Annotated in this window: 11 protein-coding genes; 1 reads left to right on the top strand and 10 read right to left on the bottom strand. The window is 35.1% G+C overall.

The features are described from left to right. Positions 1–48: 48 nt before the first annotated feature. The 9 genes from OL234_RS04500 to abc-f form a co-directional block, all read right to left on the bottom strand. Positions 49–897 carry a DegV family protein gene (locus OL234_RS04500; RefSeq protein ID WP_275469960.1) on the bottom strand — a complete coding sequence of 283 codons (849 nt, stop codon included), beginning with the start codon at positions 895–897 and terminating at the stop codon, positions 49–51. 101 nt (positions 898–998) lie between these two features. After that, positions 999–1,997 (bottom strand): LCP family protein, encoded by a 999-nt coding sequence (locus OL234_RS04495; RefSeq protein WP_275469959.1) that lies wholly within the window; start codon positions 1,995–1,997, stop codon positions 999–1,001. Between the two features lie 129 nt (positions 1,998–2,126). Further along, the gene (locus OL234_RS04490; RefSeq protein WP_275469958.1) at positions 2,127–2,651 is read right to left on the bottom strand and encodes a shikimate kinase; all 525 of its coding nucleotides are present in this window, start codon (positions 2,649–2,651) and stop codon (positions 2,127–2,129) included. Further along, on the bottom strand, positions 2,652–3,938 hold the full coding sequence (gene aroA / locus OL234_RS04485) for a 3-phosphoshikimate 1-carboxyvinyltransferase (RefSeq protein WP_275469957.1): 1,287 nt from the start codon (positions 3,936–3,938) through the stop codon (positions 2,652–2,654). A 31-nt stretch (positions 3,939–3,969) separates the two neighbouring features. After that, a complete protein-coding gene (aroC, locus tag OL234_RS04480; RefSeq protein WP_275469956.1) occupies positions 3,970–5,136 on the bottom strand; it encodes a chorismate synthase in 1,167 nt (388 codons plus the stop codon). Positions 5,137–5,153: 17 nt separating this feature from the next. Further along, positions 5,154–6,218, bottom strand: a complete 1,065-nt coding sequence (gene aroB / locus OL234_RS04475) for a 3-dehydroquinate synthase (RefSeq protein WP_275469955.1) — start codon at positions 6,216–6,218, stop codon at positions 5,154–5,156. Between the two features lie 65 nt (positions 6,219–6,283). Then, a complete protein-coding gene (gene aroF / locus OL234_RS04470) occupies positions 6,284–7,303 on the bottom strand; it encodes a 3-deoxy-7-phosphoheptulonate synthase (RefSeq protein ID WP_275469954.1) in 1,020 nt (339 codons plus the stop codon). A 21-nt stretch (positions 7,304–7,324) separates the two neighbouring features. Then, positions 7,325–8,209 (bottom strand): shikimate dehydrogenase, encoded by an 885-nt coding sequence (aroE, locus tag OL234_RS04465; RefSeq protein WP_275469953.1) that lies wholly within the window; start codon positions 8,207–8,209, stop codon positions 7,325–7,327. A gap of 283 nt (positions 8,210–8,492) precedes the next feature. Continuing rightward, the gene (gene abc-f, locus OL234_RS04460) at positions 8,493–10,106 is read right to left on the bottom strand and encodes a ribosomal protection-like ABC-F family protein (RefSeq protein ID WP_275469952.1); all 1,614 of its coding nucleotides are present in this window, start codon (positions 10,104–10,106) and stop codon (positions 8,493–8,495) included. Positions 10,107–10,450: 344 nt separating this feature from the next. Between abc-f and OL234_RS04455 the strand changes: the two genes are divergently transcribed. Further along, positions 10,451–11,512, top strand: a complete 1,062-nt coding sequence (locus OL234_RS04455) for a YdcF family protein (RefSeq protein ID WP_275469951.1) — start codon at positions 10,451–10,453, stop codon at positions 11,510–11,512. A gap of 29 nt (positions 11,513–11,541) precedes the next feature. Here the strand turns inward: OL234_RS04455 and OL234_RS04450 are convergent, their stop codons facing one another. Continuing rightward, the gene (locus OL234_RS04450; RefSeq protein WP_275469950.1) at positions 11,542–12,981 is read right to left on the bottom strand and encodes a D-alanyl-D-alanine carboxypeptidase family protein; all 1,440 of its coding nucleotides are present in this window, start codon (positions 12,979–12,981) and stop codon (positions 11,542–11,544) included. Between the last annotated feature and the right edge of the window lie 34 nt (positions 12,982–13,015).

Here is a 13,015-nt window from a genome sequence, read left to right as displayed (position 1 = left end):
AGTCCCACTTGTCTTTTTTTGAAATCACCTATACCTGACATAATGAAATTATTTACCACACCATGCAAATACAACTGCTTTTTCTCCAATATGCGTCCCTACGACTGGCCCGATATGCCCAATCTCTATTTCAATACCTGGGAATTTTTCTTCCATCTCTTTTTTTTCCAACTCAGCTATTGCTAAACTATTAGCATGAATAATAAAATATTTTAATTCATCTTTTGTTTTTTTATGCTTTTTAGCCATTAAATCTTCAGCACGTGACAAAGCTTTTTTAGTTGAACGTATTTTTTCAGAAAGAATAATATTGCCATCATCAAATTTTAAAATAGGTTTAATTTTCAACATGCTTCCAATTAAAGCTGCACCATTTTTAAGACGACCACCTCTTACTAAGATATTCAAATCATCGACTACTAAAAAAGCATCTGTATGTTGTCGAATAAATTCAAGCTTTTCAAAAATCAGTTCAACTGATGCACCCTGTGCAACCATTTCTAAGGTCTTACTTACCATATATCCCATTGGCATACTTGTAATTTTAGAATCGAAAGGTAAAACTTCAATTTCTTCAATACCCGGTGCCATTGCAATCAAATTATTCACAAATCCTGAAATACCTGATGATAAGTGAATACTAATAACTCTTTTATACCCTTCTGTAGCTAACTTTTTGTATAATTCTAAAACTTCACCTATCGAAGGTTGTGATGTTGTCGGGAATTCTTTACTGTTATTTAATAACTCATAATAATCATTTGCTTCAATATCAATACCCTCATTATAAATCTTACCATCCAAAATAACAGGGATTGGGATAATGTACAAATCAGGATGCTTTCTTAATTCTTCCGAAAGATAGGCTGTACTGTCCGTAACAACTGCCGTTTTCATATATATACCTCACTTTTTCTAAAGCTTACATAACTTATACTATACCATATGTTACGTACTATGAAAACAATTGAAACTTTCCAAATATAAATTTTATACTATTAATGTAAAAAACCTTCCACGGCATCTTGATTGGCCAGTTCATCAATCTCTAACACACTTCCAGCATCCGGATATTCACCGTAACCCCAAGTCCCCTCAACGGGAATAACCATTTTTTCAATAGATGATTTGTGTTTGAAAATAAAATGTTTGCCAATTCCTGGGTATAGGCGTCCTGGAATATTAGTTGTCATATAGCCTTGCATCTTTCCCATCGCCTTAGGTATTCTAAATAAGTTAGCAGCTTTAAATCCTTGATCAAGTAACGCATTCATCACTTGTTGTTGTCGACGGACTCGTCCAAAATCACCCTCTTCATCTTTTCTGAATCTGGCATATTGTAAAGCTGTATGTCCAGTCATTTTTTGTTTACCTGCTTCAATTTGCTCACCGTCTACTTCGAGAGTTTTTTCGGCATCAATAGTTAGTCCTTTAGGAGCTAAGGTATCAATAATTTTTGAAAAAGTTGCAAAATTTACAATGCCATAGTAATGTATCGGTAACTTAAAATTAGTCGTAATAGTCTGTCGAACTAATTCTGGACCACCAAAAGCATAAGCCGCATTTAGTTTGTTATATCCTACTTCTGGAATATTGACATACGTATCACGCATAAAAGAAATAACTTTAGGTGTTCCATTTTTAGTATCATAACTGACCACCATAATCGAATCCGATCTTCCACGCTCATTGCCTCTAGAATCACTTCCTAATAATAAAATATTAGTTTGAGAACCCCTTACCTTCTCACCTTTAAAATCAGTTACCTCAACTTGAGAAAAATCTTCATCATTTTTAGCTTCACGCTTACCTTGTGAAAATTCATAGAAACAAAAAGCTGCCACCATCACGACGATAAATAGTAGTGATTTAGCAATTGACTGTAAGATACTGGGTCTCATATTTCCATTATTTTTATTTGGTTTTTTCTTAAGATCGCTAGCTACTTTTTTTTCTTTTTTCAATGATTCAGGGTGACGCCGATCCATCCTTGACATTTTAAACACCTCATTTTCAATTTATATATTCTTATTTTGTCATATAGAAAAAATTATGTTGAACAGACTGCCCGCTTGATTTTGATACGATTAACAATGCTTAAAAAGCGGATCGTTTAGACCCGCTTTTTAAGCATTACTTTTTTTCAAAAAAAATTCAATTTCCGATACCACTTCAGTAGGTGTCTTGCCTGTTGTATCAATCACCAAATCAGCGACCTCTTGATAATAACTTTGTCGCATCTCGTAACGTTCTTTTAATTGAGCCATTTGGGAGACAGATGCTAGGGGGCGTGTATTATTTTTGTCCGAAATTAATCGGATTTGGATTGCCTCAAAAGTAGCATCTAAAAAGACTACAACATGTCCACTTTCTTTTAATAGCTTACGGTTGACACTTTTTAAAATAATACCGCCACCTGTCGAAATAATCGGCGCATACTTAAGCAAGTCCTTTAAAATACTAGTCTCTGCTTCTCTAAATAGTTCCTCACCAAAGACATCAAAAAATTCTGGTATACTTATCTCAAATTTGTTGACTAAATAGTCGTCAGTATCGAAAAAAGTTTGTTGTGTTATTTCTGAAAGTCTTCTACCAATCGTTGTTTTCCCTGATGCCATAAAACCAACCAACACAATATTAACTTTATTCATTTAAAAATCCTTAACTAATAATGTATTTAAATCTTCAAAAAAACGGGGATAAGATACTGAGATAGCCTCAGAACCTTCTAAGGTAACCGTTCCTTCCTTTACTAAGAGGCTAGCGATTGCTAACATCATCCCTAATCGGTGATCGCCATGGCTTGATACTGTAGCTGGTTTAAGTGGTGTTGGCCCATTAATAATCAAACCATCTTCTGTTGGTGTAATATCTGCTCCCAACTTAGCTAGTTCACTTGCAGTAGCATCAATTCGATTAGTTTCTTTAACTTTTAACTCTTCTGCATCGCGAATAATGGTTGTTCCTTGTGCTTGCGTAGCAACTAAAGCTAGTATTGGTAATTCATCAATTAAACGAGGGATGATCTCACCTTCCACAACTGTTCCTGTTAGTCGGCTACTTCTAACAACCAAATCTCCTAACTGGTTATGTGGGTCAATATTTATTTTTTCAATGTCTGCTCCCATTGCATTTAAAACATCTAGTAAACCAGTTCGACTTGGGTTAAGTCCAACATTTTCTAAACAAACTTGGCTATCAGAAGTCAACAACGCACCGGCAATGAAAAAAGCAGCTGAAGAAATATCTCCTGGTATCTCGATTCGTTGTCCCAATAACTGTTGAGGACCAATTATTCTAATTTGGTTATCAAATACCTCAATTTGACCGCCGAATTGTTTAATCATCTCTTCTGTATGATTTCTTGTAGCAATACGCTCTTTGATGAGTGTTTCACCTTTGGTTTGTAATGCAGCAAATAAAATAGCCGACTTAACTTGAGCACTAGCAACTGGCATGTCATAACTTATCCCATCTAACGGTTGACTTTTTTTGATTTTTATCGGAGCGTACTCCGTTCCAGAATCACCTGAAACTCTGGCACCCATACTATTAAGTGGCGTCATCACACGCGCCATCGGTCTGTGATTTAAAGAGTCATCTCCATACAATGTTGCTTCCACGCCCGCACCAGCAAGTAATCCTAAACCTAGACGCATTGTTGTCCCTGAATTACCGATATCAATTGGTTGAGAAGGATTTTTGAACCTACCAGCTTTTCCATAGATCGTAATAACAGTATCTTTTTCTTCAATAACCACACCTAAAGACGCACATAATTTTTTAGTGGCCAAACAATCTTCGCCAGGTAAAAAGCCATGTATTTCGGTTTTTCCCTCTGCTAAAGCACCAAACATAAGGCTTCTATGTGAGATTGATTTATCGCCAGGAACTTTTATTAGACCAGTTAATTGTCTTTGATTAGTTATTAACTTCATGAGATGACTCCTTCCTATTACTATATTTTCTTTAAAATTGACGAGTATATTCTCGATACTCACTTAATTCTTTTTTCAAACGCCCGAACGAATCACTATCAAATTTATTCAATAAAGCATTGGCTATTTCTGTTGCTACAACAGCTTCAGCAATAACACTAGCAGCTGGAACTGCACAACTGTCAGAGCGTTCAACACTTGCTTTATATGTTTCTTTTGTTTCAATGTCAACGCTAGCCAATGGTTTATACAAAGTTGGAATAGGCTTCATCACACCACGAACAACCACTGGCATACCATTGGTCATCCCTCCTTCAAATCCTCCTAAGTGATTGCTTTCACGACGATAACCGACTAGATCAGACCAAGTTATTTCATCCATAACTTCACTCCCTGGCAAACGAGCTGCATCGAAGCCGACACCAAATTCAACCCCTTTAAAGGCATTGATACTCATCATCGCTTTCGCAATCTTACCATCCAGTTTTTGATCCCAATGGGTATAACTACCTAAACCAACTGGAACATCACCTACAACTACCTCTACTACGCCACCAACTGTATTGCCCTCTTTTTTAGCCAAATCAATAATTTCACGCATTTTAATTGCTGCAACAGCATCTAAACATCGAACATCAGATGCCTCAGATTGATCTTTAATCTGTGACATGGCTAAATTTTTAGGTAACGTTGCTCTGACCCCTCCGATTTCAAGAACATGACTGGCCACTGAGATATCTAATGCTTGTAACAATACTTTTGATACTGCCCCGATAGCTACTCGCATAGCTGTTTCTCTAGCTGATGATCGCTCCAGTACATTTCGTAAATCTTGATGACCATATTTAATTCCACCTACTAAATCAGCATGACCAGGACGCGGGCGCGTTACTTTTCTTTTCTTTTTTTCCTTTTCAGAAATTTCAGTTTGGGACATCACAGATTGCCAGTTTTTCCAATCTTTATTTTCAATTACTAAGGTTAAAGGTGACCCTAAAGTCAAACCATGACGTAAACCTGATGTAATTTTAACTCTATCTTTCTCAATCAACATTCGACCACCACGACCATAACCTACTTGTCTACGTGCTAGCTCTTTATCAATATCATCAATACTTAAAGGTAACCCTGCTGGTAATCCCTCGATGATAGCTGTTAACTCTGGTCCATGTGATTCCCCTGCTGTTAAAAATCTCATCAACATACTCCCTCCTTTTAGATTAAATAAGTCCGCACCTCTGAAATCGGTACTTTGATGATATTTGCTTCACCAATTTTTTTTAAAACAATTAAACGTATCGTATTTCCTTGCGCTTTTTTGTCATGAGTTATTGCTTGAAGAATCGCTTGATTCAATTCTTTTGGATAAGATAGTGGCAGCCCAAACTGTTTGAGTAGCGAAATTAATTGTTGAGTAGTGCCTAACTGCGTTAATCCTTTTTGTTCAGCTGATTGACTTATTTGTACCATTCCCATCGCAACTGCTTCACCATGTGTAATGGTGTTTAGTCCAGAGCTAACTTCAATACCATGACCAATCGTATGACCAAAGTTTAAAATAAGTCGCTCACCTTGATCCAATTCATCGGAGGCCACAACTTGAGCTTTCAACTGACAACACCGGCCGATAATCTCTTCACTATTAGCTAAAAATTCAGAAAGTGTTCCGCATTTTTTTAAATATTCCCAAAGTTCACTATCCATAATAGCAGCCATTTTGATTATCTCAGCTAGCCCTTCACGAATACGACGAGCTTCTAATGATTTCAATGTCTCTAAATCAATCAATACCCCCTTCGGTTGAGCAAACGTTCCAATTAAATTTTTAGCAACCTTAGTATTAACTGCAGTCTTTCCTCCGACACTACTATCTACTTGAGCCAGTAGGGTCGTTGGTACTTGTAAAAAATGCAAGCCTCTCATATAGGTTGAAGCAACAAAACCAGTTAGATCACCTACTACGCCACCACCTAAGGCAATTAGACCATCAGTTCTGGTAAACTGATGGTCTGCTAGCCAAGCATAGATGGTTTCTGCCATTTCTAAACTCTTACTGCTTTCTCCTGGCACGATCGCATAACTTATAACATCAAAACCAGATAATTCTAACGATTGTGTGACCTCTGCTAGATATAATTCTGCCACAGTCTGGTCAGTAATTATTGCAATTTTTTGTTGTTTCCACATCTTGGAGACCCATTGCCCAATTTTGGGTAATAAATTTCTACCTAAGGTAATTTCATAGGAACAATGATTCAGTGATACGCTAACCTCTTTCATAGCCCTAACATCCTTTCTTAACTAAACGATTATTATTAGCTTAGTTTTTCTTTGTCTAACGCAAACTACTCTATTTCTCTTATCTTCTGCATGGCTTCTACCATAACATCTACTTGTCTCATCATCTTTAGATAGGTATCTTCTTTTAATGATTGGGGGCCATCTGACCACGCCTGCTCGGGCGTTGGATGGATTTCAACAATCATACCTGAAGCCCCTGTAGCCACGCTAGCCACAGCCATCGGAGGGATATATTCCCAAACACCTACACCATGACTTGGATCTACAATGATGGGAAAATGACTTAATTTCTGGATGATTGGCACTGCACTCAAATCTAAAGTATTGCGTGTCGCTGTTTCATAAGTTCTAATGCCTCTCTCAACAAAAATAATATTTAAATTACCTTGACTTGCGATGTATTCTGCTGCGTGAAGCCATTCGTCTATGGTCCCTGATATACCTCTTTTGAGTGCTACTGGTTTTTGCGTCTTGCCAATTGCTTCTAACAAACGGAAATTTTGCATATTACGTGCTCCGATTTGGATAATATCAGTATAATGACAAACCAATTCTAAATTTGCTTCATCCATTACTTCAGTAATCATTTTTAAGCCGTAAGCATCTGAGGCTTGTCGCATATATTTTAAACCTTCTTCACCTAAACCTTGAAAAGCATAGGGAGACGTTCTTGGTTTAAAAGCCCCACCCCTAAGGATTTTCGCACCCCCAGCTTTAGCAATACGCGCACATTCCATAATTTGGTCTAAACTTTCTATGGAACATGGTCCTGCCATGGTTATAAAATCATTTCCACCAATCACTACATCGTCAACTTTTACTAAAGTATCACTTGGATGGAATTCGCGACTAGTATACTTATAACTACTGGTCAATTCATGAATTTCTACTTGTTCCAAATACTCTTGTAATAAAATTTTTATTCTATCGATTTGACCGTTAACGACTCCAAATATTGTCTCTTTTCCATAACTTTCTTTAATTTGAAAGGTCGTTGATTTTAATAAATTTAATACAGCTTGACCCGTTTGAGGTGTGGCATTTCTGTTCATCTTGACAATCATTTTTTATTCTCCTAACATTCTCTAACATTTCCCCTGAAATTCTAATACTTCTTTAACTTTATTAATTGGCATCTCTTTTCCAGTCCACAAGTTAAAAGCCACAGCTGCTTGATGAATCAACATACCTACGCCATTAATTGTTCGGCAACCTTTATTCCTAGCAGCTGATAATAATGGCGTTTCAAGCGGTTGATAAACAATATCCACTACGATAGTACGATCATGTAAGGCATCATAGTTTGGTAAAAATTCTTTGACGTTATTTCCTTCCATACCTACGCTCGTGGTATTAATTAAAATATCACTGTCTGACATGGCTTCAAAAACTTTTTCAGAGTCTGCTAAGGAGATACGCTTTAAAGTACAGGCAGTACTTCCTTGAATTTCTCGTAATTTATTAACTAAACTTTTGATCTTATTAGAATCTCTCGTCACTACAATGAGCTCTTCTGCCCCCTCTAAAGCGGCTTGAACGATGATTGCTAAACCGGCACCACCAGCTCCAAAGACAATTATTTTTTTTCTAGCTACCTCAACACCTTCAGCTTTTAAGTTATTGATAAAACCAATCCCATCAGTGTTATAGCCAGTTAAGCAGCCATTTTTCTGTACGACTGTGTTAATTGATCCGATTAATTTTGCCTCTAAGGAGTGTTCGTCGACTAACTCAAAGCCTCTTAGTTTATTTGGCATCGATAAATTACACCCCAATAAATTAAATAGCTTCACAGCGGCAAACGCCTCCTCTAATTGATCTGCTGTTATATCAAAAGCTAAATAGACAGCATCAATACCTAATAGCTCAAAAGCAGTATTGTGAATTAACGGAGATAAACTATGACTAATTGGACTTGCCAAAACTGCTGCTAACCGTGTGTGACCGGTAATCATTAGTGGATTTCCCATCAAATCCTCCTCTTTTCTATTGTGATACATAAAAAAAGACGTTTACCAGTAACTATTACTTGGGGTAAACGTCAGCACGGTAATACTTTTTACTTTTAACTCTAAAAGTATAACTATTATTAAATTTCAACGGCTACCCTAGTAAAACTACCTGACAGCAGCCTGTTGAAATCCCTATTTATATCAATTTATCCTAGTATATCGCTACTTAAAATCATTGTCAAATCAACTATTTTTAGGTAGACAATCACTTTTATCAAAATACATTTCTATCGTTATCATCTTAATTTTGTAACATTTTTAAAATCTGATTAAACTCTTCGTTTGCTTGTTGATAAGCTAGTGAGGTTGAATCATTACTAGACAGAATCCCTAATAATTCGTCACGTTTTAATTCTAAAACTAGCCGGTTTTTCTCAAGAGGAGGCATCTGATTAGGAAGTTCATCCTTAACTTCCATTACTGCCTTATTCTTAATCTCCCATGTTTTATTTGTAATTTTCTCTCTAAAATAACGATCATGAGACACTACAAGTAAGGTACCATTATAGCGACTCAATACTTTTTCCAACGTCTCTCTGGTTTTAATATCTAAATGATTAGTAGGTTCATCTAACAATAAAACATTCTTTTTAGAAATCATAAATTTTAATAATTTTAATTTAATACGTTCTCCCATACTTAACTCTTTAATTAACTGATCCCATTGTTGTCGATTAAAACCTAATTGAATTAGCCACGTTAAACTTTGACTTAAATCTTGACGTGATACGTCTAAATAATCAGAAATGGTATACCCATCAGGAAAATCAAAAACATCTTGACTTAAGTAGCCAATATCAGCAAAATCCGACCTCCAAATGCTACTGTCTTTAAGTATCGCTTTTATAAAAGTACTCTTACCTGCCCCATTTTCCCCAACAATCGCAACACGTTCACCAAACATAAGATTAACATTAATATTATTTGCCAATAATTGGTCCTCTTGCATTAATTTAAAATTCTCTATTAAAAAAGCCGGTCCTTTTTTTATTTGATTTGTATCTAGTTCAAATTTTATCTCATGTTCTACTGGCAGTGATTCAATGCCTTGTTTGGCTAACTTATTCTCTAGCCTTTTTTTAACAGATTTTCTCTGGTTATCCATACGCTTAGCTTTAGAACGATAAAACTCTTTTGGAAATTCCTGTTTTGTTGACTGAGCATGTGCTTTATTAGACCAATTATATAGCTGTTTCATCTCTCGTTCTACTTCTTTTGTTTCTTTTACTTGTTTATCATAAACCTTCGCTTGCCTTTTTCGATCATGTTCTCGTTGTTCAGTAAACTGGGTATAATTACCGATATAGTTTTTTAATTGTTTGTCTTCTAATGACCAAATTTTTGTAGTTAATTGATCTAAAAAATAACGATCATGTGAAACAATAACCATTGTTCCACCATAATTTTTCAGTGACTTTATTAGGTCCTCTACACTTTTTTCATCCAGGTGATTAGTTGGTTCATCTAATAGTAACAACTTACTCTCCTCGCTCAAACAGGCCAAGAGCCTTTTTTTAATTTTTTCTCCCCCGCTTAAGACACGATACTCTTTTGATTGCCTCCAACTATTGCTTAGATTAGTCCCTTTAAAATAAGTCTGTTTTGATTCATAAAACTCTTCTGTTTCCTGTTCTAAATAAGCTATTCTATTCGATTCTAAGTAATAATTGGCTGAACCGGTATATGCTTTTGTTGAAAGTTCCCTTGCCAACAACTTTAATAACATACTTTTTCCAGTACCGTTTTCACCAACTATACCAATAATATCTCCCTTATGAATACTTACTTTGCCTACCTCTAACATATCTACCTGATATCCTAATACAATATTAGTTAATTCTATTAATTTTGTCATATTATCACTAACCTTTCATCAAAAGGAGGATAAAAAAATCCTCCCAAATTTCAATTGGAAGGATTAGTTAACACACAGTGGTCACTAAAAAATGACTAAAAAAGCCTTTTTGACCACATTCTATTTTTATAAAAGTGCATACTAATCCTATTGTTTAACATAAAAATGTTTATTGATTCAATAAGATTAAAACTTCATGCTCTTTTACCTCATTCTTTCTTAATATATTTAAAATATAACAGATATATATTAAAATGTAAATCACTAACTTTCTTAAGTGCATTCTATTTATTCAATCATGTTATAATAACAACAATTACTATGTATTTGAAAGGAGTTTTTTAATGGAAGTTATTATTACCTTATTATTTGTTATACCAACTCTACTTTTTGGATATTGGCTTTATCAAAGACCGACAAGTTTATGGACAGGTTTTTACTTTCTTTATTTTTTAGGAGGGCTAACTGTGATATTTTTCTTAGTATTAGAAAAATTCAATCGAACAATAGCAATTATTATTGCGGTTCCCGCTGCTCTCATCCTAGTAGCAACTGCTCTTTTTGGTATTTATGCTATGATTATTGCTTTATTTTGGAATGAACGAGTATTACTAAAGCATGAACGATTATCACTCGGTAACTTATTACCGTTAATCCTTGCAACTGGACTAATCCTACTAGAAATCCTTTTATTTTTAATAGGTAATAAAATCAATAATGAGTGGATTCTAAAAGCCTTTGGCTTTATTAATCTCTCAGCTTTATATTTTATGCTACTTTTCATGCTCTACACACTCACGTCAATTTTATATAATCTCTTTCCTATTACTTATAAAGTCGATTATATTATTATACTAGGCGCAGGGCTAAATAAAGATAAAGTAACACCTTTACTAGCAGCACGTATTGAAGCTGGGGTTAAACTTTACTATAAACAAGTCAAAAAATGGCAACATCATCCCACTATTATTTTATCAGGTGGTCAAGGCAGTGACGAATTAATCTCTGAATCATTGGCAATGAAGCATTATATAGATGATAAAAACTATCAAATAAATAACTTGTATTTAGAAGAGCAGTCCACCACTACTCGTGAAAATTTGTTATATTCCCAGCAGGTAGCGTGTAAAAAAGATGCTATTACTGGTTTCCAAAATAAAAAAGTTGTCGTTGCTTCTAATAATTATCATTTACTCAGAGCCGGTAAAATTGCTAAAGAACTGGATTTAAACATTCGTGGAACAGGTGCTAAAACTAGACTTTATTACCTACCCACAGCTTTTATTAGAGAATATATTGGTTACTTAGTCATGAGTAAACGCATGCACATCATCATGATTATTTGCTTATTTGGTATCTCACTACTGCCCTTTCTTTTAACACTATTGATAAATTTGATTAAATAAAAAAAGCAACCGACATGTCGGTTGCTTTTTTATAATAAGATAGCCTTCACCATAAAATATAAACATGCTAACAGAGCGAAAATACCAATAAAGAAAATTGTTTTAGCACCCGGTTTCTTTTTCTTACCGATAAAATTCGCTAAAACCATAAACAATAAAAATAATAAGAATGATAATAGTGATAAGGCAATCGTTTTAAGTTTATAAAATGAGCTACTTTCTAATTTTTGAGGCTGGTCGTGATCTTTTGTTTCACTTTTTTTTATGCTTTTAGCCTCACTTTTTTCCTTTTTTTTCTTAGATACTAACTCAACTGGCACAGCTTTTTCTTTTCTATTTGCTATAACAGACTCACGATTTGATTTAAGGCTTAACTGCGTTCCTTCTAACTCAAATTCTGGTTTGTTGCCTTTTTCGACTAAACCAACAAGTGGCTCTAATACTTTTACTTGTTGTGGTAAGGTAAGTTCATCACCTTTATCTACTATCTGTTTATAATCATAATCCTTAAATGCCTTTTCAATCAAGGCGTTCCCGATAGGATGCCTCATTTCCTCACCATCTTGATTTTCCCAAGAGCCTACTCCTAAAACAACTTCAATTAAACGCGTCTCATTACGCTTAGCGGTCCCAATGTAACCAAAGCCTGCTGAAGGACTTGAGCCTGTTTTTAAACCATCCATCCCCTTAATACCATACTTAGCGCCTTCTACCGAAAACACATAAGTCTCAAAGGTTTCTTCATACTCTGTTCCAGGCAATACTGTAACTGTTGGATTTTTCGTAAACTCTAACACTTCAGGATATTTTTTTAAAAAATGATACGTTAAAATAGCTAAATCTCTCGGTGTCGACAAATTGTCTCCATCAGGATCGTACCCCTTTGGGGAATAATGTCCTTCAAAAGAGGCCGCAGTTGCACCAGATGAATTATAATAGGTGGTATTTTTCATTCCCAATTTCTGAGCTGTCTCATTCATCAAATCAATAAAAGCTGCTTCATCATTATTAGAAATGAAATTAGACATCATCACCGTCGCAGCATTCGAAGATGGAATTAACATCAACGTTAAAATATCTGCAATGCTATAGTCGACACCTAAGACCATTTTATTATTACTTAAACTATATATATTACTAATATCAACAATTGTTTGATCTACTGGTACCAGTGTTTCTAAAGTGAACGCACCTTTTTCAATCGCTTCAAATGCTAAATAGGCGGTCATCACTTTGGTTATACTTGCAATACTTAAAGGCGTATCAATATTATCTCCCCACAATATTTGACCTTCCTCTGCCTCAATTATTATTGAGGCCTTGGGTCGGAAACTATCATCAATTTCATATCCAGCTTCACGCGTGAGAGTCATAACATCGTCTTGCGCTAAACTTATCATCGGCTTTATAAATAATGCGATAAAAGCTACTAACACCATAGTCCTTATAATAAAACTTTTCTTTTTCAATCTCCTAAGCCCCTTTAATATTTTTACCACTTAA

The organism is Vagococcus intermedius, from assembly GCF_029144185.1.
In the GTDB taxonomy this organism is placed as follows: Bacteria; Bacillota; Bacilli; order Lactobacillales; family Vagococcaceae; genus Vagococcus_D; species Vagococcus_D intermedius.
The sequence above is the reverse complement of the archived record's forward strand: the minus strand, read 5'-3'. Positions and strand labels throughout refer to the sequence as shown.

Bases quoted from the DNA above. Each gene is read 5' to 3' on its own strand.
- OL234_RS04455 (WP_275469951.1), top strand. From the start codon at position 10,451: ATGGAAGTTATTATTACCTTATTATTTGTTATACCAACTCTACTTTTT.
- aroC (WP_275469956.1), bottom strand. From the start codon at position 5,136: ATGAGATTTTTAACAGCAGGGGAATCACATGGACCAGAGTTAACAGCT.
- aroE (WP_275469953.1), bottom strand. From the start codon at position 8,209: ATGGGAAATCCACTAATGATTACCGGTCACACACGGTTAGCAGCAGTT.
- aroA (WP_275469957.1), bottom strand. From the start codon at position 3,938: ATGAAGTTAATAACTAATCAAAGACAATTAACTGGTCTAATAAAAGTT.
- aroF (WP_275469954.1), bottom strand. From the start codon at position 7,303: ATGATTGTCAAGATGAACAGAAATGCCACACCTCAAACGGGTCAAGCT.
- abc-f (WP_275469952.1), bottom strand. From the start codon at position 10,106: ATGACAAAATTAATAGAATTAACTAATATTGTATTAGGATATCAGGTA.
- OL234_RS04495 (WP_275469959.1), bottom strand. From the start codon at position 1,997: ATGTCAAGGATGGATCGGCGTCACCCTGAATCATTGAAAAAAGAAAAA.
- OL234_RS04500 (WP_275469960.1), bottom strand. From the start codon at position 897: ATGAAAACGGCAGTTGTTACGGACAGTACAGCCTATCTTTCGGAAGAA.
- OL234_RS04490 (WP_275469958.1), bottom strand. From the start codon at position 2,651: ATGAATAAAGTTAATATTGTGTTGGTTGGTTTTATGGCATCAGGGAAA.
- aroB (WP_275469955.1), bottom strand. From the start codon at position 6,218: ATGAAAGAGGTTAGCGTATCACTGAATCATTGTTCCTATGAAATTACC.